This is a genomic window from Thauera sp. SDU_THAU2 (assembly GCF_038260575.1).
Taxonomy (GTDB): Bacteria; Pseudomonadota; Gammaproteobacteria; order Burkholderiales; family Rhodocyclaceae; genus Thauera.
Map to the genome: position 1 here is coordinate 2,167,261 of NZ_JBBWUN010000003.1, position 24,796 is coordinate 2,192,056.

Sequence of the window (24,796 nt, forward strand, 5' to 3'; positions counted from 1 at the left end):
CGGAAAGCATGAGCAAGATCGACAAGAGCGACGCCGAATGGCGCGCCCAGCTGACCGACGAACAGTACCAGGTGACGCGCCGCAAGGGCACCGAACGCGCTGTTCACCGGACAGTACTGGGACATCTGGGACAAGGGCAGCTACAACTGCGTGTGTTGCGGCGCCCCATTGTTCCGCTCCGAACACAAGTTCGACGCCGGCTGCGGCTGGCCCAGCTTCTGGACCGCGGCCGAGCCCGACAACGTCGCCACCGCGGCCGACCACAGCCACTACATGGTGCGCACCGAAGTGCTCTGCAGCCAGTGCAACGCCCACCTCGGCCACGTCTTCGACGACGGCCCGCAGCCGACCGGGCTGCGCTACTGCATCAACTCGGCGTCGATAGCGTTGAAGAAGGACGCGGAAACACCCTCCTCGTAGGAACGGCAAGTATCAAGGATAAAAAAACCCGCGCTGCCCTGAGGCAAGCGCGGGTTTTTCATGGGTGGAGCAGCGCTTACACGCGTTCCCACACCGTGGTGATGCCCTGGCCGCCGCCGATGCACATCGTCGCCACGCCATAACGGCCATTGACGCGGATCAGCTCGTGCAGCAGCTTGGTGATGATCACCGAGCCGGTCGCGCCGACCGGGTGGCCCAGCGAAATGGCGCCGCCGTTCGGGTTGACCTTGCTGGTATCCAGGCCCAGACCACGGTTGACCGTGATCGACTGCGCCGCAAAGGCTTCGTTGGATTCGATCACATCGATCTGGTCCAGCGTCAGGCCAGCGCGCTGCAGCGCGAGCTTGGTGGCGGGGATCGGGCCTTCGCCCATCACATCGTTCGGCACACCGGCGATGGCGTAGGACACCAGGCGGGCGATCGGCTTGTGGCCGGCGGATGCCGCCTTGGCTGCGTCGGCCAGCACCAGGAAGGCAGCAGCGTCATTGATGCCCGACGCGTTGCCGGCCGTCACCGAACCGTCCTTCTTGAACGCCGGCTTCATCTTGCCCAGCGCTTCCATGGTGGTCATGCGCGGATGCTCGTCGGTATCGAACACCACGGGACCCTTGCGGGTTTCGAAGGTGATCGGCACGATCTGGCTCTTGAAACGGCCTTCGGCGATGGCTGCGGCAGCACGCTTCTGCGACTCCAGCGCAAAGGCATCCTGGTCCTCGCGGGTGATGCCGTGCTTGGTGCACAGGTTTTCGGCAGTGATACCCATGTGGCCGACGCCGAACGGGTCGGTCAGCACCGCAACCATCGAGTCGATCGCCTTGGTGTCACCCATGCGCGCACCGCTGCGCAGGGCCGGCATCATGTAAACGCCGCGCGACATCACTTCGACACCGCCACCGATGGCGTAGTCGGCATCACCCAGCATGATGGCCTGGGCCGAACTGATGATTGCCTGCTGGGCCGAGCCACACAGACGGCTCACCTGGAACGCAACCGAATCCATCGACATGCCGGCATTGATGGTGGCGGCGCGCGACACGTAAGCATAGCGGGCATCGGTCGGAATGACATGGCCGACGGAAGCGAACGAAACCGCCTTCGGGTCCACACCGGCACGCGCGATCGCTTCCTTGATCACCACTGCGCCGAGATCGGACGGCTCCATGTCCTTCAGCGAGCCACCAAAACCGCCGACAGCGGAACGAACAGCGCTCAGAACAACGACTTCACGATTTGCCATGCACACTCCCTCCTATGGGTTCGAAAAATTATCCGCCCACCCAGCCGGCCAAACCGACCAGGACGAGCAGAAACAAGCATACCAGTAGTGCCCGCCAGATCAGGCCCACCGTACTTTGCATGTAATCGGCACTCGCCTCGTCGCCCTGCCCCAGTTCGGGCCGATCGACGATGCCGCCGGACTCATGGACAGGCATGCCGAGTCTGACGCCCAGCGCACCCGCACCACTTGCAAGCAGTATAGCCGACGACTTGTCCGGCCACAGCACTGCCTGAGTGCGCCAGCAATAGATGGCGCCCTCGAAATCACCCACGACCGAAAACGATGCCGCCGTCAGCCGCGCCGGCAGCCAGTCGATCAGCTCGAAGCCGCGCCGTGCGAACCGGCCGGAATCATCGGATTCCCCCTGCGCGCCGCGCGCCCACTCATCGACAAAGAACCTCGCCAGCCTGTACATCATCGCACCGCTCGGCCCCGGCAGGATCACGAACCAGAAGGCGACGCCGAACAAGCTGCGATGCGTGGTCAGCAGCGCCTGCTCGATGGCGAGCCGGGCCACCTCGCTGGCATCCGCCCCGCCACAGTCACGCCCCCGCCAATCGGCCAGCAAGGCCCGCGCACGATCGAGCTCGCCCATGCGCAAGGCCAGATGGATCTCGGAAAAGAAACGGTTCTCGTGGCGAAAACCCATCGCCAGCAACAGCACCACGACATTGAACGCAAACGCAAACACCGGATGCAGTTCCCACAGCAGATAGTGCAGCACCGCCGTCAGCAGCGTACCCAGCACCACGACACCCACCCAGAGCAGGCAGCGATGCCCGCCTTGGCCATCGCCGAAACGCTCGAGCAGGCTCCCGGACAGGGAGCGCAAGGGCTGGATTACCCAGCGGTCGACAGGAATCGGACGAATCTGCTCGATGAGCAGCGCAATGATCAGGGCAAAAAGAGTCATGCCGGGCTACTGTGGAAACGCAATCAGAATATCGCCAAGATACCACAGGGCCCGAAGGCGCCGCGATGGCGCCACGTCATGAGCCGGCTCAGACCCGGCCGCCCTGCCCGGACAGCAGGCGGTACAAGGACATGATGATGCCCGCCGTCGCGCCCCAGATGTAGTAATCCTTGTAGGGCATGGCGTGGAACTGGCGCTCCCGCCCTTCGTGCATCAAGCTGTGGCGCAGATGATTGGCCGGGTCGAGAAAATGCGCCAGCGGCACTTCGAAAGCCTCGGCCACCTCGAAGGTGTCCAGCTGCAGTTCGAAGGGCGGATGCACCACCCCCACCACCGGCGTCACGCGGAAGCCCGTACCGGTGTAGTAATCGGGCAAGGCGCCGAGCAGCTCGACATGGCTGCGGTCCAGGCCGATCTCCTCTTCCGTTTCGCGCAGCGCCGTCTCGACCGGCGAAGCGTCCTGCGCTTCGACCCGCCCACCCGGAAAGCTGATCTGGCCCGGATGGTGATGGAGATGATCGGTGCGCCTGGTGAGCAGCAGTGCGGGCGCAGACTGCCCGGCAACCACCGGGACCAGCACCGCCGCGGGGCGGTGACGCTGCCCATCCATCGTCTCGGGCCAATCCCCCCCGGCCGCCCCGGCGCCTGCTGCAGAATCGTGCGCAGACGATCCAGCGGCGCGGGCCAGATTTCGGGCGCCGCGTGTTGCCCCAGACTCACCTCATCCTCCCATCGATCAATAACGCCGTTCCAGTATCAGGCGGTTCCCTTCCCGGCTCATCTGCATGCGGTTCAGGAAGCTCATGCCCAGCAGGACCACCGGCATGTCGCCCTCGTGGATGGCCGCATCCACGCCCGCCAGTTCGATGCCACCGAGACGTACCGAGTTCAGCTTGACGATCCATATCGGCGCCACGCCATTGGCCGTCTGGCTGTAGGCCTGCCGCCCCTGGCGGAAATCAATTCCCGCCCGCCTGGCATCGGCCGCCCCCATGGACACCGCAGTCGCACCAGTATCGACCAAAAACCGCATCGACGCACCATTGACGCTGCCCTGCGCAAGGAAATGCCCCTGGCTGTCGCCCTCGATCATCACCCGCTGGGCCGCGCCCTCCGACGCCGCGCTGACCACACGTTCGCCCAGCCGCAGCGTCCGGCGCACGCCACCGATTTCCACCACCGCCGAATCCGCCCCGACCGAAACGAGCCGCATGCCATCGGCCGTCGCCTGCCCAACACGCAGCGTATGCAGGCGGTCGTCACTGGTGACGATCACGGCCCGGCTGCCGAACACGCCGGACAGGCCGACACCGGCGGCATCGGCAACACTCGAACTCAGCACACCGCCGCAGAGCAGCATGCCCGCCAGCATTCCGCTCAGGCCTCGCCATCTCATCCAGCACTCCTTTTCCACCACACGCACTCCATGCATCTTCTCGCCGCCATGCTGCGCCCGATCATACAAGCTATCCAACCACTCGCCCCCCGAAGCTGCACGTTCGTCCGCTGCCGGATGCAATCCCCATTTGCCGCCGTCGATAATTTGCCTATGGAGGCAAACATGCAAACCAGTGCCCGTGGCTTCACCCTGATCGAGATGATGATCACCGTCGCGGTGATGTCGATCATCCTGGCAATGGCCGTGCCCTCTTTCAGAGAAGCCATCGAAAACGCCCGGCTCAGCACACAGGTCAATGAATTCGTCACCGGCCTCAACGCTGCCCGCGCCGAAGCGATCCGCACCGGCGCGAACGTCTGGCTAGTCGCCAAGGAAGACGACTTCAGTAAAGGCTGGTGCGTGCGCGCCAGTAGCGACGATTGCGGCACCGCATCTCCCCCCGACCTGCTCGACCATCCCGCTCTCGACGTCCGGCTCGAACTGATCGACACCAACGCACCGCCCCCCCCCAGAAACCCCATATTGCTTTCAACCGTCTCGGCGCGCTCGTCACACCCGCTCACGCCAGAACCATCGAGATCGCCCCAAAGGGCTGCGAATCGGGCCGAACAGAGCGGATCGTCGGCATCAACGCCATCGGCCGCATCAGCGTCGATCGAAAAGACTGCGACTGACACATGGAACCCGACATGTCCCCACGCATACCCGTCCGCCTACTGCATGGACGGCCTTCGCGCCAGCAAGGCACAACTCTCATCGAAGCGCTCGTCGCCGTCGTCGTGCTGTCCATCGGCCTGCTCGGCATGGCCGGTCTGCAAGCCAACGCGCTCAAGCTCAACCAGACTTCGATGCAACGCTCGCAAGCCACCATCCTCGCCTACAGCATCCTGGATCAGATGCGCTCCGACACCGCTGCAGCCAAGGCTGGCGATTACGACCTGGCCTTTGATGGCGAGCCCGCCGAAGGCAGTGCCCTCGAAACCTGGCTCGACGAAGTCACTCGTTCGCTCGGCGCTTCAGCCAGGGGGGAGGTTTGCCGCCTCGCAGTTCCGGACGACACGGACTGCACGGATGCAGCCTCGGATGTCTTCCTCATCAGTGTGCAGTGGGCAGAAGCCGAAATTGAAAATGCCGATGGCACGACTCCGCTAGCCGGCGGCACCCGAACGCTGACCGTGGTCGGGAGGCTGTGATGCGACAAAGCTCTATCCGGATCAGGCAGCAATACGGCCTCACCCTCGTCGAACTGATGATCGGCCTGATCGTCGGCATGCTCGTCATCGGTGCAGTGCTCTACGTCTTCCTCGGCTCTCGCCTCACCTACAAGTACAACGATACGATGGGACGGCTTCAGGAGAACGGCCGCATCGCCACCGAAATGATCGGCCAGGACCTGCGCATGACCGGCTTCATCGGATGCCGCCGCCTGGCAGCCTATCTTAGGGCAGGCAGTACCGGCAGCCATGGAGATGTACTGGTTTCCGGTATCGAAAAAGGGAGCGATTTCAGCAATGCCATCGCTAGCGGCGTGGGCGTGGCTGCCGACAAGCTGGACCTCGCGGACACGGGTTTCGTCTTCACCCAGACGCTTCCCGATCAGGTTTTAGACACCGACAGCCTGACGGTGCTGACAGGAAGTGCAGAAATTCGGCTTGCCGCAGAAGCCATCAACAACATCGTCACCGATAGCAGTGCCCCCCGTACCACAAGGCCCGGCGATCATTTCCGACTGCCAACTGGAAGGGGGAGGGGAGTCCACCCCTGAATATGAGTACGCCCGAACCCACCGGCATGCCCAGACTTGCTGAAGCCTTCGTCGTCGCGGCAGCAAACAGGACCATCGAGCACGAACCGGAGATTGCCTATGGCACTGACGCCACCGTCACGTCCATTTCCGCTGTCACCTACTCGATACGCGAAACAGAACGCAAGGACAGCAAGGGCGATACCGTGCTGGCACTGTTCCGCAACGACGCCGAACTGGTCGAAGGCGCCCGCGACCTGTGTGTGCGCTACGGCGTGGCGGGCAACTCCAGTAATGAGGCCGTCGGCGAATACGTCGAAGCAGATGATGTCCCAGATTGGAAGCGGGTCATCGCCGTCCGTGTCGAATTGCTGCTCGCCAGTGTCGATGACAATGTAACCGACGATCTCGCCGCAGTACCGACCTTGTGCGACCGCCCGGTGCCTGACGAGGACGACGTGGTTCTCGACCGCCGCATGTACAAAATCTTCCGCACCACCGTCGGCCTGCGCAACCAGGTACACCAGCCATGAGGCACGCCATGCCCATTTCCCGCTACGCTCCGGTGCGCCAACGCGGCGCAGCGCTCATCATCGGCCTCATCATGCTGCTGATTCTGACGCTGCTCGGCGTCACGGCCATATCCAACGTCACTCTGCAGGAACGGATGGCCGGTAGCCTGATGGATCGTAACCTCGCCTTTCAGGCCGCCGAAATCGCACTCAGGCGCGCCGAGGAACATGTAAATAACAAGAACGCTGCCCGGGACGACACGGCAACCGGCACCGCCATCTACGACCTGAACAGCGGCTCCGCACAGCCGGACCCTTACGACATCAACGCGTGGGACAGCGGCTACCTGAGCGCGCCGGAAATCTCCGGTATTTCCGACGCAAAAAACGTCCCGCGCTACCGCATCGAGCGCCAGAACGACAGCCTGCCCACCATGTACCGCCTCAGCGCCATTGGCTACGGCAACCGCCCTGGCACTGCAGTCGTATTGCAAGTGACGTTTTCCACATTCACTCCCCTCGCACACTGATCCGCGTGCCGACACCGGCCAGCCCATGTTTCAGCAGGAGCTTTCCATGAACACCCCCGCTCAGGCGCTTGCCCGGTTTTCATTCCTCGCCTTGGCCATCCTCGGGCTGGCCGGCACGTTGACGGCAACAGCCGCGCCACTGGACATTTCCCAGGTTCCACCCACCCTGGGGCAGACGCTCGCGCCGAACATTCTCTACATTCACGACGATTCAAGTTCGATGACGCGAGCTTACATGCCGGATGCGAACAGCAGCGACAGCGTGAAGCGTTACACGTCGAGCACCTGGAATGGTATGTACTTCAACCCGAATGTCGATTATCTGCCCCCACTCAATCACCAAGGAGAAAGCTTGGGCGATGCCAGCTTCACCAGCGCATGGCGAAACGGCTATTTGTCCAATCGCAACAGCTATAAACGCAATCTTTCCAACGATTACCGGGTGACCAAAACTCTTTCTGGATCGACTGATACACTGTCGACTTCGTGGACTGACACCGCCTACAAAAAAGCTTTCTACCACCAATTCACCTCCTCGCAATCCGGCTGCAACGGTAGCATCACCAACGAAAACTGCTATGTGCTGAAAGTCGTCACGCCTGAGCAGGAGCAGAATTTTGCCAACTGGTATTCCTACTACCGCACGCGCGAAATGGCCGCCAAGGCCGGGATCAGCCGTGCTTTCGCCCAGCTCGGCGAAGGTGCGCGCCTGGGTTATGGGCAGATCAACAAATCTGCCGGCTCTATTGATGGCAGGTCGATAAACACCGTCGTGCGCGGCGTGCGCGAATTCCGCGACGATCCCGATGACAGCAGCAAGCGCTATCGCAAGCAGTTTTTCGACTGGCTGCTGGGAATGAGTTCACCCGGTGGGTCAACACCACTGCGGCGCGCACTCGATTCCGCCGGACTCTATTACGAGGATGCTAGAGATATCGGTCCCTGGAGCACGACGCCGGGGGTGAGCGGTGGCAACCATCTGTCCTGCCGCAAGAGCTTCACCATCCTGATGACCGACGGCTTCTGGAATGGTAGTGAAGCCGAAACTGCAGCAGCAAGGGCGAACAACGATGGCACTGAAGGTAACCCTTTTGCTGACGACCACAGCAACACCCTTGCCGACGTGGCGATGTATTACTGGAAAAAAGACCTGCGCCCGGATCTGGATGACCGCGTGCCGCCCACCAACCGCGACCCTGCCACTTGGCAGCACATGACCACCTATACTGTCGGTCTCGGTGTCGAACCGGCGAATATCACGTCCGGCGGCACCCCTCTCGCTACCAATGTGAAGGAAACCGTGTTCGCTGCGCTCGGCGACCCGAGTAAGCCGACCATCGGTTGGCCTGCGCCGAGCAACAATAACATCAGTACCATCGCCGATTTGCTCCATGCAGGCGTGAATGGGCGCGGGGATTTCTTCAGCGCTGACAACCCGGCCGCATTCGCCGAAGCGATGCAGAGTGCACTCGCCTCCATTATCGACCAAGTCGGCGCCATTGCACCGTTGGGCCAAAGTTCGTCGAATTCGACAGCGGATACCATGCTGTATCAGGCAAAATTCGACACCATCGACTGGTCGGGCTCGCTGACCGCCACCGAGTTCGATCCGGTCACAGGCAATCTCAAAGCAATCGCCGCTTGGTCCTCCAGCCTGCCCAGCGCGCGCAACATCCTGAGCTACAACACTGCGACCAACAGCGGCATCTCCTTCCAATGGGACGATATCAGCGATCAGCAGAAGACTCAGTTGGGAAGCAAGGACGGCCTCAATGGCGAAGGCGTACTGGACTGGGTACGCGGCAAGCAGACCAAGGAAGAACCCAACGGCGCATTCCGTAAGCGCAGGAGCACCGGCCTGATCGGCGACATCGTCAACTCCAAGCCCCTGTACGTCGGTGCGCGCAACGACGGCTATGCGCGGGCAGCTGGCATCCCGCAGGCGCAACGCGAAGCCTACCAGACCCGCCTCGCTTCCGACGCCTTCAGGAAGCGCCAACGCACGGTTTATGTCGGCGCCAACGACGGCATGCTGCATGCCTTCAACACCGGCACCCATATCGACGACGGTGACGATGTCTTCGAACCCACCGAGGATTTCAACAACGGCAACGGCGTCGAAACCTTCGCCTACGTGCCCGCCGCTGTCTATGCCAATCTGCCTGCCCTGGCCCACCCCGAATACCTCGACCGCCACCTCTACTTCGTCGATGGCAGCCCGGTCGCCGGCGATGCCTGGATCGGCGGCGCCTGGAAGACGGTGCTGGTCGGCTCCACCGGAGCCGGCGGCCGCAGCTATTTTGCGCTTGACATCGAGAACCCCACTGGCATGAATGCCGAAAAGATCCTGTGGGAATTCACCCATGACGAGCTCGGCCTGAGCATCGGCCAGGCGACGATTGCCCGCACAGCCAGCGGTCACTGGGTGGCCATTTTCGGCAACGGCTACAACAGCAAATCCCATCGCGCCCAGTTGTTTATCGTCAATCTGAGTGATGGCAGCCTGCTTCGCAAGATCGATACCGGTATCGGCAGTAACTCGCAATCCAATGGCATGGGTGCGCCGCAGGTGGTGGACTTCAATCTCGACGGCAATGCCGACCTGGTGTATGCCGGCGACTACCACGGCAATTTGTGGAAGATCGACCTCACCGACACCGACCCGAACAAGTGGGCCATAGCTTTCGGCAACAAAGCGCTGATCAAAGCCACGGACAGCAAGGGCAACAGCCAGCCCATCACCGCCCAGCCCACGGTGCGCCGTCACCCAAGCCGTGGCGGCCTGGTGATCTACTTCGGCACCGGCAAGCTGATGCTAGTGGGCGATCAGGGCGACCTGTCCGAGCAGGCTTTGTACGGCATCTTCGACCTGTGCGGCAGCATCGTAAGTGACGACTGCAAGACCACCGGCACAAATGAAGACGCCACCGCGAAAGCACAGCGCGTGTTGAAAACTGAGTTGCTGGAACAGGACATCTACGAAGAGGACAAAGCCGAATTCGGCGACGTAACCTGGGATTACCGCCTGATCACGCAGAACGCGCTCGACCCCACCAAGCACCGGGGTTTCTTCATCACGCTGCTACCGCCTTCGGACGTCGCCAAGGGCGAGCGTGTAACCGGCCCTGCCAGCGTCGCTTTCAGCGACCGGGTGATCTTCACCACCATCCTGCCCAACGACGACCCTTGCGAACAGGGCGCTGATGGCTGGATCATCGAAATCGACCCGTTCTCGGGAGGGCGTACCGACTATTCGGTGTTCGATATGAACCGTGACGGCCTCTTCAATGCCGGCGATCAAAAGGGCAATACCGTCGTCAGCGGACGGCGCACACCGGGTGGTGCAACCCCGGCAGTCCTGCACGGCGCGGAAAGGTCATACAAAATTGGCACCCAGGCTGGCCCCAACCAGAGCATTGCCAACAAGCCCGACCCCAATCTGGTCAACCGCCAATCCTGGCAACAGATGCACTGAGGCCATGACTCAACGAACCGAGACTCGAATCATGAAATACCGTTTCCTCCTGCTCTGCGGTTTGATCTCCGCCTTGATCATGATGTCGCACGGCATCCATGCGCAACAATCCGACGAAGAGACCGGGGCTCCGCCCTTCGAGCACTACACCGTGATCCAGCGCCTTGACCCGGCAAGCGGCGTACTTTTCGCCGACAGCCGCAATTACTACCTGCAACCCGAAACGCGAATCTGGATCGGCGACAAAGAGGCGACGCGCGCCGAATTGAGCCCGAACATGCTCGGCCTGCGCATCGGGCTTGACGCCTACGAACACGAGAGCCGCTACCTCATCACGATGCTCCACGTCCTGATAAACGAGGACGAGAGCCTGACCGCTGGCGGAGGGGCCAAATGAAGGCACGGCATGCAGGCGGATTCACCCTGATCGAACTGATGATCGCCGTGGCCATCGTCGGCATCCTCGCCGCAGTGGCCTACCCGAACTACACCAACTACCTGCGCGACTCCCGCCGCGCGGACTGCAAGGCGGTGATGCTCAGCGCCGCCAACAAACTCGAACGAGAATTTTCGATCGAAAACAGCTACCCCGCCGAACCAGCTGAGGGGGAAGTGGGGCCCCTTGCCGGGTTTGCTTGCCCGATCGGCGGGGATGCAACGACTTATGATCTGGCGTATGCGCAAGAAGATGGTGGTGCGGGCTTCACGCTGACCGCGACGCCGACAGGCGCACAGACCCATGACCGTTGCGGCGCGTTGGAACTGACCAACACCGGGAAGCGCAGTGCGGACGGTACCGGCATCTGCTGGTAAATAAAGCGCTTAGACGAGGAGCATGCAGCTTCTCTCCAGCGGCACCTATCCTTCCCTCGACGGCGCTCAAACCCAAGTATCCACCACCCCACCCGCCGCCCCGCCCACCGCCGATGCCGGCGGCTGTGCCGGCGCCGGAACTGCCTGCAGCAACTGCAGGGCGCTCTCCGCCTGCATGTCCAGCGCCATCTTCAGCACCTTGACCGAAGCTTCGGCCTGGACCTTGGCGGCGGCATTGGCGCTGGCCGCGGCGGCGATGGAAGAGACGTCCATGATCTGTACTCCAAAACATTTGTGGTGCCGGCCGGGATGCGGCATGGCGTGCTTCAAACGATAACGGCCGCGAATGCGGCCGCTCGAGGATGACTTGCGGGATGCTCCCGCTCCGCCTCGGATCAGTCGCGGAAGTTGCCGTACTGCAGCGGGAAATCCGTGATCTGCTTCTTGACCAGCGCGATCGCCTCCTGAAGCACGTCGCGCTTGGCGCCGGACACGCGCACCGCATCGCCCTGGATCGCGGCCTGCACCTTCATCTTGCTGTCCTTCAACAGCTTGACGATCTTCTTGGCCAGATCCTGGTCGACGCCGACGCGGACCTTCACTTCCTGCTTGACCTTGTTGCCGGAGATCTTCTGCACGTCGCCGTAGTCCAGGCAGCGCACGTCGACGTTCTTCTTCGTCATCTCGGGCAGCAGGATGGTCTTGATCTGGTCGAGCTGGAAATCGCTGTCGCCGAACAGGGTCAGCAGCTTGTCGGCCTGCTCGATGTTCGCGCTGGTGCCCTTGAAGTCGTGGCGGCCGGCGATCTTGCGGTTGGCCTGCTCGACGGCATTGCGCAGCGAGGGCTGGTCGACCTCGGACATGATGTCGAATGAGGGCATATCGCTTCCCTTCGTCCTGCTCGGTTCAGCCGAAATGGCAGATGTAGTGATAGGGCTCGCTCGACACCTCGATGTCGAAGCTGGAATTGCCCGGCACGTCGAAGGATTCGCCCGCGCCGTAGGTCTTCCACTCCTCGCTGCCCTTCAGGCGCACGCGGCAGCTTCCGCCCACGCACTCCATGATCTCGGGGGCGCCGGTGTTGAAGGTGAGCGTGGCCGGCAGGATGACGCCGACCGACTTCTTCGTGCCGTCGGCGAACTGGATGCCGTGGCTGACGCACTTGCCGTCGAAATAGACGTTGGCCTTGGTGGTGACGGCGACGCCGTCGATCTTTTCGGTGATGCTCATGGAAATGCCTTCCTCATTCGATGCCGAGCAGCTTCTGGATGATGCCCTTGGCGACGAAGCCGACGAAGCCGACGCCGAGGCCGATGAACATCCACATCATGCCGTACCTGCCGGCTTTCGATTCCTTGCCCAGGTTCCAGATGATGAACATCATGTACAGGATCAGCGCCCCAAGACCGAGCTTGAGTGACCAATCCTCGAACTCGGCCATGGTCAGGCCGAAGATCAGTATGTCGTCCATCATCCGTCTCCCGAATCAGCGCGCTCCGAAAACCGGGCTCAGCCCTGCCGCCTGGTCTTCGCGTTCGCCGCGATGCGCATGCGCAGCGCGTTGAGGCGGATGAAGCCGTGCGCGTCCTTCTGATTGTAGGCGCCCTGGTCGTCTTCGAAAGTGGCGATGGTCGGGTCGAACAGCGAATCGGTCTTCGAGTCGCGGCCGGTGACGATGACGTTGCCCTTGTACAGCTTGACCCGCACCCAGCCATTGACCGTCTGCTGGGTCTGGTCGATCAGCGCCTGCATGGCCTGGCGCTCGGGGCTCCACCAGTAGCCGTTGTAGATCACGCTGGCGTAGCGCGGCATCAGGTCGTCCTTGAGGTGGGCGACTTCGCGGTCGAGCGTGATCGACTCGATGGCGCGGTGGGCCTTCAGCAGGATGGTGCCGCCCGGAGTTTCGTAGCAGCCGCGGCTCTTCATGCCGACATAGCGGTTTTCCACCAGGTCGAGGCGGCCGATGCCGTGCTTGCCGCCCAGCTCGTTGAGCTTGGCGAGCAGTTCGTGCGGCTTCATGCGGGTGCCGTTGATGGCGACCAGATCGCCCTTCTCGAACTCCAGGTCGAGGTATTCGGCGGCGTCGGGCGCGGCCTCGGGCGACACCGTCCAGCGCCACATCGATTCCTCGGCTTCGGCCGCCGGGTCTTCGAGGTGGCGGCCTTCGTAGGAGATGTGCAGCAGGTTGGCGTCCATCGAGTACGGCGAGCCGCCCTGCTTGTGCTTCATCTCGATCGGGATGCCGTTCTTCTCGGCGTAGGCCAGCAGCTTCTCGCGCGACAGCAGGTCCCATTCGCGCCACGGCGCGATGACCTTCACGTTCGGCATCAGCGCGTAATAGCCCAGCTCGAAGCGGACCTGGTCGTTGCCCTTGCCGGTGGCGCCGTGCGACACCGCGTCGGCGCCGGTCTCGCGGGCGATCTCGATCTGGCGCTTGGAGATCAGCGGGCGGGCGATCGAGGTGCCGAGCAGGTATTCGCCTTCATAGACGGTGTTGGCGCGGAACATCGGGAAGACGAAGTCGCGCACGAACTCTTCGCGCAGGTCGTCGATGAAGATGTTCTCGGGCTTGATGCCGAACTGCAGCGCCTTGGTACGCGCGGGCTCGAGCTCCTCGCCCTGGCCGAGGTCGGCGGTGAAGGTGACCACTTCGCACTGGTAGGTGTCTTGCAGCCACTTCAGGATGACCGAAGTGTCCAGCCCGCCCGAGTAGGCAAGCACTGCTTTCTTGACGTCGCTCATGCTGTTTTCCTGTTTCCTGCTGTGTTGCCGGCGCGCACGCCCGTGCGAGCCTCGTTGTTTTTTTGCGGTTTACCTGGGCTCCACGCGGCCGAGCATCAGGTACTCCATCAGTGCCTTCTGCGCATGCAGGCGGTTTTCGGCCTCGTCCCACACCACCGACTGCGGCCCGTCGATGACTTCGGCGGTGACTTCCTCGCCGCGATGCGCCGGCAGGCAGTGCATGAAGAGGGCGTCCTTGGCAGCGACGGACATCATCTCGGCATCGACGCACCAGTCGGCGAAAGCCTTCATGCGCGCTTCGTTCTCGGCCTCGAAGCCCATCGAGGTCCACACGTCGGTGGTGACCAAGTGCGCACCGCGGCAGGCGTCCACCGGGTCGGCGAACTGCTCGAAATTGTCGGTGCCGTACAGCCCTGCCCGCTCGGGCTCGACTTCGTAGCCCGGCGGCGTCGACACATGGACGTTGAAGCCCAGGATCTCGGCGGCCTGCAGCCAGGTGTTGCACATGTTGTTGCTGTCGCCGATCCAGGCCACGGTCTTGCCCTCGATCGAGCCGCGATGCTCGATGTAGGTGAAGATGTCGGCCAGGATCTGGCAGGGATGGTATTCGTTGGTCAGCCCGTTGATGACCGGCACGCGCGAGTTGGCGGCAAAGCGCTCGACCATCTCCTGCTCGAAGGTGCGGATCATCACCAGGTCGCTCATGCGCGAGATGACCTGGGCCGCGTCCTCCACCGATTCACCGCGGCCGAGCTGCGAGTCGCGCGTGTTCAGGTAGATCGCCGAGCCGCCGAGCTGCTGCACGCCGGCCTCGAAGGACAGGCGGGTGCGGGTGCTGGCCTTCTCGAAGATCATCACCAGCGTGCGGTCGAACATCGGGTGGTAGGGTTCGTAGCGCTTGAACTTGTCCTTGATCCACTTCGCCCGCTCGAAGAGGTAGTCGTACTCCTCGCGGGTGAAGTCCTTGAACTGAAGGTAGTGCTTGATCGAACTCATCGGCATTCCTCAGCCGTTCGCGAGGAAATCGCGAATCATCGGCGCCAGCATCGACACCAGGGTCCTGGCGTCCTCGGCGCTGAAGGTCAGCGCCGGCAGCAGGCGCACCACGCGCTCGGCAGTGACGCTGAGCAGCAGGCCTTGCTCCGCCGCACGCGCCATCAGCGGACCGCAGGGACGGTCGAGTTCGATGCCGATCATCAGGCCGCGGCCGCGGATGTCGACCACGCCGGCGACACCGTCCAGTGCTTCGGCCAGGCCCTTGCGGATCTGGTCGCCGATGGCGACGGCCTGTTCCATCAGGCCATCGTCGACGATGGTGTCGAAGGTGGCAAGACCGGCGGCGCAGGCCAGCGGATTGCCGCCGAAAGTCGAGCCGTGGTTGCCCGGGCCGAACAGCCCCTTGGCACGGCCGGAGGTCACGCAAGCGCCGATCGGCACGCCGGAGGCCAGCCCCTTGGCCAGGGTCATCACGTCCGGCTTGGTACCGGCATGCTGCCAGCCGTACCACTTGCCGGTGCGCCCCATGCCGCACTGCACTTCGTCGCAGATCATCAGCCAGCCCTTGTCGTCGCACAGGGCACGCAGCTCGCGCTGGAAAGTCTCGTCGGCGACATTGACGCCGCCCTCGCCCTGGATCATCTCCAGCATCACGGCGACGACGTTGTTGTCGTGCGCGGCGATCTTGCGGATGGCGTCGATGTCCTTGTAGGGCACGCGGATGAAGCCCTGCACCAGCGGCTCGAAGCCGGCCTGCGTCTTGCGGTTGCCGGTGGCCGACAGCGTGGCCATGGTGCGGCCGTGGAAGGCGTTTTCCATCACGATGATGTGCGGCAGCGCCACGCCCTTCTTGTTGCCGTACATGCGCGCCAGCTTGATCGCCGCCTCGTTGGCCTCACAGCCCGAGTTGCAGAAGAACACCTCGTCCATGCCCGAGGTCTCGGCGATGCGGTCGGCGAGCTGCTCCTGCAGCGGAATGCCGTACAGGTTGGAAGTGTGGATCAGCCTGCCGGCCTGCCCGGCAATCGCCTTGACCAGGCGCGGATGATTGTGGCCCAGCGTATTGACGGCAATGCCGGACAAGGCATCGAGATAGCGTTTGCCAGTCTCGTCATACATCCAGGCGCCTTCCCCGTGCGTGAATGCGACGGGCAGCCTGGCGTAGGTGTTCATGACATGGGACATCGGAACCTCGATCGGAACGAAGCTGAAAACGCGCACGGCGGCAGGTGCCGCCGTGCAGAAATGAAGCGGAATCTTAAGCCAAAACCGCCGGCCCTGTACAGGCGCCGCCGATGGCGGCCGATATCAAGCCGTACGCCGTCGATGGCGACATTCTGCTAGAATGCGCGGCGCTTTGCGCGTCGCCCGCAGGACGGCGCGCCGAGCGCACCATCTCTGCCGCCAGGGCGCATACATGACTCACAAGATCGAAAATTTCATCATCGTCGGCATCACCAATGACGGGAAGAAATTCCGCCCCAGCGACTGGGCCGATCGCCTATGCGGCGTCATGTCGGCCTTCGGCGCCGACAACCGCATGACCTACTCGCCCTACGTCCGCCCCGGCTGCACGCTGAAAGGCGACAAGACCGTGCTGGTCGATGCCCGCCTCTACGACGTCGAGCCGATGGCGTACAACTTCATGGTCAACTTCGCCAAGGACAACGACCTGCGGATCGACTGGGTCGGCGACACGCCGCTTTGACGGCTGCGGCGCACTGAAAAAACAAAAAGGCGACCCGCGGGTCGCCTTTTGCCTGCCGCGGCCTTGGCCGCAGCAAAGATCATGCACCGGTCAGGCAGCCATCGACTTGATGGCGGCGGACAGGCGGCTCTTGTGGCGAGCGGCCTTGTTCTTGTGGATGATCTTCTTATCGGCGATGCTGTCGATGGTGCTCATCGAGGTGCGAAAGACCGACTGAGCCGCCGACTTGTCGCCACCCACGATGGCCTTGCGCACGGCCTTGATCGCGGTACGCAGGCGGGAACGAAGGCTGGCGTTGTGGGCGCGAGACTTGACTGCCTGGCGGGCGCGCTTGCGAGCTTGTGCCGAGTTGGCCATAAATTTGATTCCGTTGATGAATGGTTCTGGAAAGCCCGCGATTCTATCCGCCAATCGAGCGCAGCGCAAGCACGTTTCTCGAACCGGCGCCACTGTTCCGGCTTACAGTTGCAAGGGCACCCGGCTATCATGCGGGCCTCGCCCGGCCTGCGCGGCCCGACCTACGCGGCCCGACCCATCCTACGAATAAACTGCAACAGCGTCTCCAAAGGCCGCATCAATAAATAAATGAACCTGCTTCGCGCCCTCGCCACCGTCAGCGGCATGACGCTGCTGTCCCGCATCCTCGGCTTCGTGCGCGACCTCGTCATCGCCCGCGCCTTCGGCGCCGGCATGGCCACCGACGCCTTCTTCGTCGCCTTCCGCCTGCCCAACCTGCTGCGGCGGATGTTTGCCGAAGGCGCATTCTCGCAGGCTTTCGTGCCCATCCTGGCCGAGTACAAGAACCGGCAAGGCGCGGAGGCCACCCACACCCTGGTCAGCCGCGTCGCCACCCTGCTCGGGCTGGCCGTTGCCCTCGTCGCCGCATTGGGTGCACTGGCCGCGCCGCTGATCATCTACGTCTCGGCGCCCGGCTTCTCGGGCGATCCCGGCAAGTTCGAGCTGACGGTCGAGCTCACCCGCATCACCTTCCCCTACATCTTCTTCATGTCGCTGGTGGCGCTGGCCGGTGGCGTGCTCAACACCTGGAGCCGTTTCGCGATTCCGGCCTTCACGCCGGTGCTGCTGAACATCGCCTTCATCGGCATGGCGCTGTTCGCCGTGCCGTACTTCGATCCGCCGGTGCTGGCGCTGGCCTGGGCGGTATTCATCGGCGGCCTGCTGCAGCTCGCACTGCAGATCCGGCCGCTGCGCAAGATCGGCATGCTGCCGCGCTTCGACCTCGACCTGTCGGACCCCGGCGTACGCCGCGTCCTGAAGCTGATGGCGCCGACCATCCTCGGCGTCTCGGTCAGCCAGATCTCGCTGCTGATCAACACCATCTTCGCCTCCTTCCTCGAAAGCGGCAGCGTGTCCTGGCTGTACTACGCCGACCGCCTGATGGAATTCCCCGCCGGCCTGCTGGGCGTGGCGCTGGGGACGATCCTGCTGCCCAGCCTGTCCAAGCTGCACGCCGACGAGAAGGCCGGCGAGTTCTCGTCGCTGCTCGACTGGGGGCTGCGCCTGACCCTGATGCTGACCCTGCCCGCCGCACTGGGCCTGGCGCTGCTGGCGGTGCCGCTGGTGGCGACGCTGTTCAACTATGGCGCGTTCGGCGCCGGCGACGTGATGCAGACGCGCAGCGCACTGGTGGCCTACAGCGTCGGCCTCACCGGCCTGATCCTGGTGAAAGTGCTGGCGCCCGGCTTCTACGCCCGCCAGGACATCCGCACGCCGGTCAAGATCGCCATCGTCACGCTGATCGCCACGCAACTGATGAACCTCGCCTTCATCGTGCCGCTGCGCCATGCCGGGCTGGCGCTGTCGATCGGGCTGGCATCCTGCCTCAACGCCGCGCTGCTCTACCACGGTCTGCGCAAGCGCGGCGTTTTACATGCCGCAAGCCGGCTGGGGCCTGTTCGCGCTGAAGCTGCTCGTCGCGCTGGCGGTGATGGGCGCAGTGCTGTGGTTCGGCATGGGGCCGGAAACGCTGTGGGTCGAGATCGGCGGGCTGGAGCGCGGCCTGCGCCTGGCGGCCGTGGTGCTTGCCGGCGCCGCCGCCTATTTCGCCACGCTGTTCGTACTCGGTTTCCGCCTGCGCGACTTCCGCCGCCGCGGCGCCGTCTGAGAAATGCGCAACGGCGATCGACGAGGCACACCATGAAGCTCTACTACGCCGACCACTTCGTGCTGCCGCTGCCGGAAGGCCACCGCTTTCCGATGGAAAAGTATTCGCGCCTGCGCGCCCGCCTGCTGGCCTGCGACGAGTTCGACGAGGCCGATTTCGTCGTGCCCGCCGCCGCCGGCGACGAGGAAATCCTGCGTGCGCATGACGCCGGTTATCTGGCGCGCGTCGTCGCCGGCACGCTGGATGCGGCAGAAGTCCGCCGCATCGGCTTTCCGTGGACGGCGGCGATGGTCGAGCGCTCCCGCCGCTCGGCCGGCGCCACGCTCGCCGCCTGCCGCAGCGCCCTGGCGGGCGACGGCGGCAGCGCCTGCGCCGCCAACCTGGCGGGCGGCACGCACCACGCCCACCGCGACTTCGGCTCCGGCTTCTGCGTTTTCAACGACGCTGCGATCGCCGCGCTGGCGATGCGCGCCGAAGGCCGGGTGCGGCGCGTGGCGATCATCGATTGCGACGTGCATCAGGGCGACGGCACCGCCGCCATCCTCGCCGGCGAGCCGGAAGTCTTCACCTGCAGCCTGCACGGCGCGAAGAATTTCCCCTTCCGCAAGCAGACCAGCGACCTCGACGTCGAGCTGGCCGACGGCACCGGCGACGCCGCCTACCTGGCGGTACTGGACCAGGCGCTGGAAACAGCATTCGCCCGCGCCCGGCCCGAACTCGTGATCTACCTCGCCGGCGCCGACCCCTATGCCGGCGACCGCCTCGGCCGCTTGGCCCTGAGCATCGACGGCCTGCGGATGCGCGACGAACGCGTGCTCGGCGCCTGCCGCGATGCCGGCGTGCCGGTGGCGGTCGCGATGGCCGGCGGCTATGCCGAGCCGATCGACGACACCGTCGGCATCCATTTCAACACCGTGACCACCGCCGCACGCCTGCTGCGCGGTGCGCGCTGAACGGCAGCCTGCACGGGCAAGCGGGATGCTGCTGATCGGCGTCGATTTCACCTCCGCGCCACGCCGGGCCAAGCCGATCACCGCCGCCTTCGGCCGCCTCGCCGGCGAAGCGGGCAAACCGAACGTCGAACTGATCGGACTGGAAGCGCTCGGCGACTGGCCCGCCTTCGAAGCCCTGCTCGCCCGCCCCGGTCCCTGGCTCGGTGCCTTCGACTTCCCATTCGGCCTGCCGCGCGAAGCCGTCATCGATCTCGGCTGGCCGCAAAGCTGGCCCGAGCTCGTCCGCCACTGTGCCGCCCTCGGCAAAGCCGGCTTCCGCGCCGCGCTCGATGCCTACCGCGAATCGCGCCCCATCGGCCGGCGCTACGCGCACCGCGCCACCGACCTGCCGGCGCGCTCGCACAGCCCGCTGAAGCTGGTGAATCCGCCGGTCGGGCTGATGTTCCTCGAAGGCGCCCCACGCCTGCTCACCGCCGGCGCCAAGCTGCCCGGCCTGCACGCCGGCGATCCGCAACGGATCGCCGTGGAAGCCTATCCCGGCCTGCTCGCGCGCAGCATCACCGGCGATTCCTACAAGAGCGACGAGAAGCGCAAGCAGACGCCGGAACGACGCAATGCCCGCGAGCACATCGTCGAAACCCTCGTCTCCAGCGGATTGCCAGGCGGCCTGCGCCTGCAACTTGCTCCATCACAACGCGCCGATCTGGTCGCCGATGCCAGCGGCGACCGCCTCGATGCGGCGCTCGCCCTGATGCAGGCAGCAGCCTGCGCACAGGCCGGCGCGCCCCACTACGGCCTGCCGTCCGAAACCGACCCCCTCGAAGGCTGGATCGCCGGCGTTCCTTGCACCTGAAAACATCACATGTAATCACTTGCGCCATCACATGTGATGTTCTAAAGTATGCCGCATGGAACGCAAGACCTCAGCCTACTACCAACGCCTGCATCGCGCCCGCCTGCGTGAGCAAGGCCTGGTGAAGAAAGAACTCTGGGTTCTGCCCGAGTATCTGGATGCGCTGTCCTCGATCGAAAAGAGCATGCGCCAGCCGTGGAGCACGGCAGGTTTCGTACAACCAGGCCAGGAGAAGGAGAACACCATGACGGAAAAAACCCTGTGGACGGTCACCGCCCTGCACGACGCATTGCGGGACAGCCCGCTGGTGGCGTCGGGCGCGGCACGGCTGGAACTGCTGGACGGCGCCGACCCCAGCCTGCTGCTGCAGATGCACGACTACGGCGATCTGCCGGTGTTCCTGGCCGTGGTCGGCGGACACATCGTCGTCGAGTCCCTGCTGTGGCCGGTGGCGCTGGTGCGGGACGTGGCCGCCTTCAACGACCAGGTGCTGCGCACCCACAAGCTGTTTCCGCTGTCGAGCATCAGCATCGAGACCCTGTCCGACGGCGAGGAGGCCTACATCATGTTCGGCGCCCTCAGCGCGGCATCGAGCCTGGCAGACGTGGCGCTCGAAATCGAGACCCTGGCCGACAACGTGATCCGCGCCACCGAAGCCTTCGAGCCACAACTGCGCGCAGCCGACTGACGCAGCCAACCGACATTCAGACACCCGGAGAACGAAGATGAACATGTGGAGCAAGCTGGTGACCGCGCTGCGCGGCGGCGCACACGAATTGGGCGAAGCGGTGGTGGACGGCCAGGCGCTGCGCATCCTCGACCAGGAAATCCGCGATGCCGACACCGATCTGCGGCGCTCGAAGGAAGCGCTGGCCGAGATCATGGCGAAGCAGAAACTCGCCGAATCGCGCGTGAAGGAGCAGCAAGCCAAAATCGACGAATACGAGGGCTACGCGATCAAGGCGCTCGAAGCGCAGGACGAGGCCCTGGCGCTCGAAGTCGCGGCCAAGATCGCCACGCTGGAAGCCAGCCGCAACGAGGAAAGCACGGTCGTCGAGCAATACGCCGCCAGCGTGACCGACCTGCGTAAATCCATCGCCCAGGCCGAAAGCCACATCAAGCGCCTGAAACAGCAGGTGGACATGGTGAAGGCGACCGAGAGCGTGCAGCGCGCCCAGGCCACCGTGGCCGAACGCTACAGCGGCTCGCAGACGCGCGTGCAGACCGCGCTCGATTCGCTCGAACGCATCAAGCAGAAGCAGGCCGAACGCGGCGCGCGGATGCAGGCGGCGTCGGAGCTGACGCAGGAAAACGGCGAGGATGCGCTCGACGCCAGGCTGCGCAGCGCCGGCATCGTCTCCGACACCAGCAGCGCCAACGCGGTACTGGCGCGGCTGAAGGAAAAGCGCGGCGCATGAGCTGTTGAAGACACCAGGCACGAGAGACGACCTTGGAAGCATTCCTGAACATATCGCTTGCCTTTCCCACCGTGGTGTTCAGCTTCATGCTGGCCGTCATGGTGGTGTATTGGCTGATCGCGCTGCTTGGGCTGGCCGAGATCGAACTGCTCGACAACCTCGCCCTGCCCGACAGCGACGGCCTGCAGCTGGAAGGGCTGGCGGGCTTGCTGATGCGCCTCGGCCTGGCCGGCATTCCGCTGACCATCATCCTGACGGCGCTGGTGTTCTTCTGCTGGCTGATCAGCTACTACGCCGCCTATTTGCTGTCGCCGCTGCTGGGCGTGGGCCTGCTCCGCTACCTGCTGGGCGCGGGCATCGCCGTCGGCGCCTTTCTCGCCGCGGTGCCGCTCACCTCGCTGGTGCTGCGGCCGGTGCGCGCCCTGCTGCGCAAGGCCGCGCCACCGGCCAGCAAGAGCCTGCTCGGCCAGGTCGGCGTCGTGCGCAGCCCCAGCGTGACCGCACAGCAAGGCTACGTCTGGGTGGAAGACGGCGGCGCCGGCCTGACCCTGCAGGTGCGCAGCGCGACTGCGGGGGCGGAATTCCAGCGAGGTACTCGGGTGGTATTGATAGAATACGTTTATGACATGAATCTATATCGTGTCGTCGGCGAGGACGAATTCAAAGGCTGACGCCAGGCAGGCGGCGCGAGGCCCGGACTCCATGAACCAAGCAACGAACAACCAGGGAGCAATTCGATGAATCTGGCACAGGTCATGCCATTCCTGATCGGCGTGGGCACTTTCGTACTCGTCGTGATCGGCCTTTTCGCGCTGTTCAAGGCCTTCTACATCAAGGTGCCGCAGGGCACGGCGCTGATCGTCAACGATCTTTCGGCGACCCCCAAGGTGCATTTCACCGGCGCGCTGGTCTACCCGGTGATCTACAAGAAGGAGTTCATGCGGATCTCGCTGATCACGCTGGAAGTCGACCGGCGCGGCAAGGACGGCCTGATCTGCCGCGACAACATGCGGGCCGACATCACCGTCGCCTTCTACCTACGCGTCAATGAGACCCAGGAAGACGTGCTGAAGGTCGCCAAGGCCATCGGCGTCGATCGCGCCTCGGACAAGGCGGCGGTCAACGAGCTGTTCAACGCCAAGTTCTCCGAGGCGCTGAAGACGGTCGGCAAGCAGATCGACTTCGTCAAGCTGTTCGAGAACCGCCAGGAATTCCGCGACCGCATTATCGAGGTGATCGGCAACGACCTCAACGGCTACGTCCTCGAGGACGTCGCGATCGATTACCTGGAGCAGACGCCCAAGTCCTCGCTCGACCCGCACAACATCCTCGACGCCGAAGGCATCCGCAAGATCACCGAGCTGACCGCGGCGCAGAACATCATCACCAACGAACTCGAACGCAACGAGGAACTGGCGATCACCAAGAAGAACGTCGAGACGCGCGAAGCCATGCTCGCGCTGGAGCGCCAGCAGGCCGACGCCGAAGCGCGCCAGAAGCGCGAAGTGGCGACCGTGCAGGCGCGCGAACAGGCCGAGATCCTGCGCGTGCAGGAAGAAGAGCGCCTGAAGGCCGAGCAGGCACGCATCCAGACCCAGGAGCAGATCGACATCCGCGAGGAGAACGCCAGCCGCGAAGTCGAGGTCGCCGAACAGAACCGCGAGCGCGCCGTCGTCATCGAGAAGGAAAAGGTCGTGCGCGCGCAGCAACTGGAAATCGTCGCCCGCGAACGCGACGTCGAACTGCAGCGCATCGAGAAGGAAAAGGCGCTGGAAGAGCAGCGTACCCACATCGCCAACGTGATCCGCGAGCGCATCGCGGTCGAGAAGACCGTGGCGGTCGAGGAAGAGCGCATCAAGGAAGTGCGCGAAGTGTCGGAAGCCGAGCGCCTGAAGCAGGTGACGGTACTTACCGCGCAAGCCCAGGCCGAGGAAGAACTGGTGCGCCAGGTGAAGAAAGCCGCCGCCGACGAGGATTCGGCACGCCACCGCGCGGTGGAGCTCACCGTGCTCGCCCAGGCCGAACTGGAAGCCGCCGCCAAGCAGGCCGAAGCCAAGAAGAAGCTCGCCGAAGGCATCGAAGCCGAGCGCGCCGCGCCGGGGCTGGCCGATGCACGCGTGCGCGAAGTGACTGCCGCGGCGATCGAGAAGGAAGGACTGGCCTCGGCGCACGTGACCGCGGAACAACTGATCGCCGAAGCCAAGGGCGAACAGGAAAAGGGGCTAGCGCAGGCGCGTGTCACCGAGGCGCTGGCCGACGCCAGGGAGAAGGAAGGCCTAGCCGATGCCAAGGTACTGGAAGAACGCCTGCTGGCCCAAGCGCGGGGCGAGAGCGAACTCGGCGCCGCCAAGGCCAAGGTCACCCAGCAGGTCGGCGAGGCCGAGGCCGAAGTGCTGCGCGAGAAGTTCATCGCCGAAGCCCAGGGCCTGGTCGAGAAGTTCGCCGCGCTCGCCAGCCTCAGCGACAACGCCCGCGCCCACGAGGAATTCCGCATGCAGCTCGAAAAGAACTTCGAGCAGGCCATCGCCGGCATCGAAGCCGGCAAGGTGGTCGCGCGCGAACAGGCCGAAGTGCTGTCGTCGGCTCTCAGCAAGGCCAATATCGACATCGTCGGCGGCGAAGGCGCGTTCTTCGACCAGTTCGCCAAGGCGCTGTCGGTCGGCAAGGCCATCGAAGGCGTATCGGCCAAGAGCCCGGTGGTGCAGGAGCTGCTGCAGCGTTTCATGTCGCTGGGCGGCGGCGCACGCGGCGACGCACCGAAGCTCGACTGACTCCAGCGACTGCCCCCAGCGACCGGCTCGAACCACCGATGCTCCACAGGCTGCTGGATCGAACCTGAACCGCGAGCCCGGCACCTGCCGGGCTCGGACGTGAACGCCTCCAAACGCTCCCGAA

26 protein-coding genes and 3 pseudogenes are annotated in these 24,796 nt (G+C 64.1%); 17 read left to right on the plus strand and 12 right to left on the minus strand.

Annotated elements, in window-relative coordinates; genetic code table 11:
* Nucleotides 1-8 precede the first annotated feature (8 nt).
* A pseudogene (gene msrB, locus AAFL97_RS11535) lies at nucleotides 9-420 on the plus strand (peptide-methionine (R)-S-oxide reductase MsrB).
* A 76-nt stretch (nucleotides 421-496) separates the two neighbouring features.
* On the opposite strand, the gene AAFL97_RS11540 reads toward msrB, so the two are convergent.
* The 4 genes from AAFL97_RS11540 to AAFL97_RS11555 all read right to left on the minus strand — a co-directional run bounded on the left by AAFL97_RS11540 (nucleotide 497) and on the right by AAFL97_RS11555 (nucleotide 4,029).
* Nucleotides 497-1,678, minus strand: coding sequence for an acetyl-CoA C-acyltransferase family protein (locus AAFL97_RS11540; RefSeq protein WP_341645041.1), 1,182 nt, complete (start codon nucleotides 1,676-1,678; stop codon nucleotides 497-499).
* 28 nt (nucleotides 1,679-1,706) lie between these two features.
* The gene (locus AAFL97_RS11545) at nucleotides 1,707-2,633 is read right to left on the minus strand and encodes a CobD/CbiB family protein (protein ID WP_341645042.1); all 927 of its coding nucleotides are present in this window, start codon (nucleotides 2,631-2,633) and stop codon (nucleotides 1,707-1,709) included.
* Between the two features lie 88 nt (nucleotides 2,634-2,721).
* Nucleotides 2,722-3,243, minus strand: a complete 522-nt coding sequence (locus tag AAFL97_RS11550; RefSeq protein WP_341645043.1) for a CoA pyrophosphatase — start codon at nucleotides 3,241-3,243, stop codon at nucleotides 2,722-2,724.
* 126 nt (nucleotides 3,244-3,369) lie between these two features.
* Nucleotides 3,370-4,029, minus strand: a complete 660-nt coding sequence (locus AAFL97_RS11555; protein WP_341645044.1) for a TIGR02281 family clan AA aspartic protease — start codon at nucleotides 4,027-4,029, stop codon at nucleotides 3,370-3,372.
* Between the two features lie 204 nt (nucleotides 4,030-4,233).
* Here AAFL97_RS11555 and AAFL97_RS24655 point away from each other — a divergent pair.
* The 8 genes and pseudogenes from AAFL97_RS24655 to AAFL97_RS11595 all read left to right on the plus strand — a co-directional run.
* Nucleotides 4,234-4,467: pseudogene (locus tag AAFL97_RS24655) on the plus strand (pilus assembly FimT family protein); the annotation flags it as partial.
* Between the two features lie 254 nt (nucleotides 4,468-4,721).
* Nucleotides 4,722-5,225 carry a type IV pilus modification protein PilV gene (gene pilV / locus AAFL97_RS11565; RefSeq protein ID WP_341645046.1) on the plus strand — a complete coding sequence of 168 codons (504 nt, stop codon included), beginning with the start codon at nucleotides 4,722-4,724 and terminating at the stop codon, nucleotides 5,223-5,225.
* Entirely contained in the window at nucleotides 5,225-5,797 is a 573-nt protein-coding gene (locus AAFL97_RS11570; protein WP_341645047.1) for a PilW family protein, read from the plus strand. The genes pilV and AAFL97_RS11570 overlap by 1 nt, the downstream gene beginning before the upstream one ends.
* A gap of 26 nt (nucleotides 5,798-5,823) precedes the next feature.
* Nucleotides 5,824-6,309 (plus strand): PilW family protein, encoded by a 486-nt coding sequence (locus tag AAFL97_RS11575; protein WP_341645048.1) that lies wholly within the window; start codon nucleotides 5,824-5,826, stop codon nucleotides 6,307-6,309.
* 8 nt (nucleotides 6,310-6,317) lie between these two features.
* Nucleotides 6,318-6,818, plus strand: coding sequence for a pilus assembly PilX family protein (locus AAFL97_RS11580; RefSeq protein WP_341645049.1), 501 nt, complete (start codon nucleotides 6,318-6,320; stop codon nucleotides 6,816-6,818).
* A 46-nt stretch (nucleotides 6,819-6,864) separates the two neighbouring features.
* Nucleotides 6,865-10,293 (plus strand): pilus assembly protein, encoded by a 3,429-nt coding sequence (locus AAFL97_RS11585; RefSeq protein ID WP_341645050.1) that lies wholly within the window; start codon nucleotides 6,865-6,867, stop codon nucleotides 10,291-10,293.
* A gap of 31 nt (nucleotides 10,294-10,324) precedes the next feature.
* Nucleotides 10,325-10,690: a hypothetical protein gene (locus AAFL97_RS11590; RefSeq protein WP_341645051.1), complete on the plus strand. Its 366-nt coding sequence runs from the start codon at nucleotides 10,325-10,327 to the stop codon at nucleotides 10,688-10,690.
* Nucleotides 10,687-11,106 (plus strand): type IV pilin protein, encoded by a 420-nt coding sequence (locus AAFL97_RS11595; RefSeq protein WP_341645052.1) that lies wholly within the window; start codon nucleotides 10,687-10,689, stop codon nucleotides 11,104-11,106. Before AAFL97_RS11590 ends, AAFL97_RS11595 begins: the two co-directional genes overlap by 4 nt.
* Nucleotides 11,107-11,172: 66 nt before the next feature.
* On the opposite strand, the gene AAFL97_RS11600 is transcribed toward AAFL97_RS11595, so the two are convergent.
* From AAFL97_RS11600 to AAFL97_RS11630, 7 genes are all read right to left on the minus strand, one after another.
* Nucleotides 11,173-11,379 carry a putative motility protein gene (locus AAFL97_RS11600; RefSeq protein ID WP_341645053.1) on the minus strand — a complete coding sequence of 69 codons (207 nt, stop codon included), beginning with the start codon at nucleotides 11,377-11,379 and terminating at the stop codon, nucleotides 11,173-11,175.
* A gap of 122 nt (nucleotides 11,380-11,501) precedes the next feature.
* Nucleotides 11,502-11,987 carry a YajQ family cyclic di-GMP-binding protein gene (locus tag AAFL97_RS11605; RefSeq protein ID WP_341645054.1) on the minus strand — a complete coding sequence of 162 codons (486 nt, stop codon included), beginning with the start codon at nucleotides 11,985-11,987 and terminating at the stop codon, nucleotides 11,502-11,504.
* A 25-nt stretch (nucleotides 11,988-12,012) separates the two neighbouring features.
* Nucleotides 12,013-12,336 carry a pyrimidine/purine nucleoside phosphorylase gene (gene ppnP, locus AAFL97_RS11610; RefSeq protein WP_341645055.1) on the minus strand — a complete coding sequence of 108 codons (324 nt, stop codon included), beginning with the start codon at nucleotides 12,334-12,336 and terminating at the stop codon, nucleotides 12,013-12,015.
* A gap of 13 nt (nucleotides 12,337-12,349) precedes the next feature.
* A complete protein-coding gene (locus AAFL97_RS11615; RefSeq protein WP_341645056.1) occupies nucleotides 12,350-12,580 on the minus strand; it encodes a DUF2788 domain-containing protein in 231 nt (76 codons plus the stop codon).
* A gap of 35 nt (nucleotides 12,581-12,615) precedes the next feature.
* A complete protein-coding gene (locus AAFL97_RS11620) occupies nucleotides 12,616-13,848 on the minus strand; it encodes an argininosuccinate synthase (protein WP_263461249.1) in 1,233 nt (410 codons plus the stop codon).
* Between the two features lie 69 nt (nucleotides 13,849-13,917).
* A complete protein-coding gene (argF, locus tag AAFL97_RS11625; RefSeq protein WP_341645057.1) occupies nucleotides 13,918-14,844 on the minus strand; it encodes an ornithine carbamoyltransferase in 927 nt (308 codons plus the stop codon).
* Between the two features lie 9 nt (nucleotides 14,845-14,853).
* Entirely contained in the window at nucleotides 14,854-16,029 is a 1,176-nt protein-coding gene (locus tag AAFL97_RS11630) for an aspartate aminotransferase family protein (RefSeq protein WP_341645058.1), read from the minus strand.
* 232 nt (nucleotides 16,030-16,261) lie between these two features.
* On the opposite strand from AAFL97_RS11630, the gene AAFL97_RS11635 reads away from it, so the two are divergent.
* Nucleotides 16,262-16,552 (plus strand): DUF3579 domain-containing protein, encoded by a 291-nt coding sequence (locus tag AAFL97_RS11635; protein ID WP_341645059.1) that lies wholly within the window; start codon nucleotides 16,262-16,264, stop codon nucleotides 16,550-16,552.
* A gap of 90 nt (nucleotides 16,553-16,642) precedes the next feature.
* Here AAFL97_RS11635 and rpsT read toward each other — a convergent pair whose 3' ends face one another.
* Nucleotides 16,643-16,909: a 30S ribosomal protein S20 gene (rpsT, locus tag AAFL97_RS11640; protein WP_068636544.1), complete on the minus strand. Its 267-nt coding sequence runs from the start codon at nucleotides 16,907-16,909 to the stop codon at nucleotides 16,643-16,645.
* Nucleotides 16,910-17,137: 228 nt separating this feature from the next.
* On the opposite strand from rpsT, the pseudogene murJ reads away from it, so the two are divergent.
* From murJ to AAFL97_RS11675, 7 genes and pseudogenes are all read left to right on the plus strand, one after another.
* Nucleotides 17,138-18,677 (plus strand): annotated as a pseudogene (murJ, locus tag AAFL97_RS11645) (murein biosynthesis integral membrane protein MurJ).
* A 32-nt stretch (nucleotides 18,678-18,709) separates the two neighbouring features.
* Complete coding sequence (locus tag AAFL97_RS11650) at nucleotides 18,710-19,630, plus strand: histone deacetylase family protein (RefSeq protein WP_341645060.1); 921 nt, start codon at nucleotides 18,710-18,712, stop codon at nucleotides 19,628-19,630.
* Between the two features lie 25 nt (nucleotides 19,631-19,655).
* Nucleotides 19,656-20,483, plus strand: coding sequence for a DUF429 domain-containing protein (locus AAFL97_RS11655; protein WP_341645061.1), 828 nt, complete (start codon nucleotides 19,656-19,658; stop codon nucleotides 20,481-20,483).
* Nucleotides 20,484-20,538: 55 nt separating this feature from the next.
* Nucleotides 20,539-21,171, plus strand: a complete 633-nt coding sequence (bacA, locus tag AAFL97_RS11660; protein ID WP_341645062.1) for a biofilm formation regulator BacA — start codon at nucleotides 20,539-20,541, stop codon at nucleotides 21,169-21,171.
* A gap of 37 nt (nucleotides 21,172-21,208) precedes the next feature.
* Nucleotides 21,209-21,901, plus strand: a complete 693-nt coding sequence (locus AAFL97_RS11665; RefSeq protein ID WP_341645063.1) for a PspA/IM30 family protein — start codon at nucleotides 21,209-21,211, stop codon at nucleotides 21,899-21,901.
* 32 nt (nucleotides 21,902-21,933) lie between these two features.
* Nucleotides 21,934-22,572 carry a hypothetical protein gene (locus AAFL97_RS11670; RefSeq protein ID WP_341645064.1) on the plus strand — a complete coding sequence of 213 codons (639 nt, stop codon included), beginning with the start codon at nucleotides 21,934-21,936 and terminating at the stop codon, nucleotides 22,570-22,572.
* Between the two features lie 66 nt (nucleotides 22,573-22,638).
* Nucleotides 22,639-24,672, plus strand: a complete 2,034-nt coding sequence (locus tag AAFL97_RS11675) for a hypothetical protein (protein WP_341645065.1) — start codon at nucleotides 22,639-22,641, stop codon at nucleotides 24,670-24,672.
* The last annotated feature ends 124 nt before the right edge of the window (nucleotides 24,673-24,796 follow it).

Bases quoted from the DNA above. Each gene is read 5' to 3' on its own strand.
- AAFL97_RS11630 (WP_341645058.1), bottom strand. From the start codon at position 16,029: ATGTCCCATGTCATGAACACCTACGCCAGGCTGCCCGTCGCATTCACG.
- AAFL97_RS11655 (WP_341645061.1), top strand. From the start codon at position 19,656: ATGCTGCTGATCGGCGTCGATTTCACCTCCGCGCCACGCCGGGCCAAG.
- pilV (WP_341645046.1), top strand. From the start codon at position 4,722: ATGTCCCCACGCATACCCGTCCGCCTACTGCATGGACGGCCTTCGCGC.
- AAFL97_RS11675 (WP_341645065.1), top strand. From the start codon at position 22,639: ATGAATCTGGCACAGGTCATGCCATTCCTGATCGGCGTGGGCACTTTC.
- AAFL97_RS11575 (WP_341645048.1), top strand. From the start codon at position 5,824: ATGCCCAGACTTGCTGAAGCCTTCGTCGTCGCGGCAGCAAACAGGACC.
- AAFL97_RS11590 (WP_341645051.1), top strand. From the start codon at position 10,325: ATGAAATACCGTTTCCTCCTGCTCTGCGGTTTGATCTCCGCCTTGATC.
- rpsT (WP_068636544.1), bottom strand. From the start codon at position 16,909: ATGGCCAACTCGGCACAAGCTCGCAAGCGCGCCCGCCAGGCAGTCAAG.
- AAFL97_RS11585 (WP_341645050.1), top strand. From the start codon at position 6,865: ATGAACACCCCCGCTCAGGCGCTTGCCCGGTTTTCATTCCTCGCCTTG.
- AAFL97_RS11540 (WP_341645041.1), bottom strand. From the start codon at position 1,678: ATGGCAAATCGTGAAGTCGTTGTTCTGAGCGCTGTTCGTTCCGCTGTC.
- AAFL97_RS11605 (WP_341645054.1), bottom strand. From the start codon at position 11,987: ATGCCCTCATTCGACATCATGTCCGAGGTCGACCAGCCCTCGCTGCGC.
- AAFL97_RS11600 (WP_341645053.1), bottom strand. From the start codon at position 11,379: ATGGACGTCTCTTCCATCGCCGCCGCGGCCAGCGCCAATGCCGCCGCC.
- AAFL97_RS11665 (WP_341645063.1), top strand. From the start codon at position 21,209: ATGAACATGTGGAGCAAGCTGGTGACCGCGCTGCGCGGCGGCGCACAC.
- AAFL97_RS11580 (WP_341645049.1), top strand. From the start codon at position 6,318: ATGCCCATTTCCCGCTACGCTCCGGTGCGCCAACGCGGCGCAGCGCTC.
- AAFL97_RS11550 (WP_341645043.1), bottom strand. From the start codon at position 3,243: ATGGATGGGCAGCGTCACCGCCCCGCGGCGGTGCTGGTCCCGGTGGTT.
- AAFL97_RS11650 (WP_341645060.1), top strand. From the start codon at position 18,710: ATGAAGCTCTACTACGCCGACCACTTCGTGCTGCCGCTGCCGGAAGGC.
- ppnP (WP_341645055.1), bottom strand. From the start codon at position 12,336: ATGAGCATCACCGAAAAGATCGACGGCGTCGCCGTCACCACCAAGGCC.
- bacA (WP_341645062.1), top strand. From the start codon at position 20,539: ATGGAACGCAAGACCTCAGCCTACTACCAACGCCTGCATCGCGCCCGC.
- AAFL97_RS11545 (WP_341645042.1), bottom strand. From the start codon at position 2,633: ATGACTCTTTTTGCCCTGATCATTGCGCTGCTCATCGAGCAGATTCGT.
- AAFL97_RS11635 (WP_341645059.1), top strand. From the start codon at position 16,262: ATGACTCACAAGATCGAAAATTTCATCATCGTCGGCATCACCAATGAC.
- argF (WP_341645057.1), bottom strand. From the start codon at position 14,844: ATGAGTTCGATCAAGCACTACCTTCAGTTCAAGGACTTCACCCGCGAG.
- AAFL97_RS11555 (WP_341645044.1), bottom strand. From the start codon at position 4,029: ATGAGATGGCGAGGCCTGAGCGGAATGCTGGCGGGCATGCTGCTCTGC.
- AAFL97_RS11570 (WP_341645047.1), top strand. From the start codon at position 5,225: ATGCGACAAAGCTCTATCCGGATCAGGCAGCAATACGGCCTCACCCTC.
- AAFL97_RS11595 (WP_341645052.1), top strand. From the start codon at position 10,687: ATGAAGGCACGGCATGCAGGCGGATTCACCCTGATCGAACTGATGATC.
- AAFL97_RS11620 (WP_263461249.1), bottom strand. From the start codon at position 13,848: ATGAGCGACGTCAAGAAAGCAGTGCTTGCCTACTCGGGCGGGCTGGAC.
- AAFL97_RS11615 (WP_341645056.1), bottom strand. From the start codon at position 12,580: ATGATGGACGACATACTGATCTTCGGCCTGACCATGGCCGAGTTCGAG.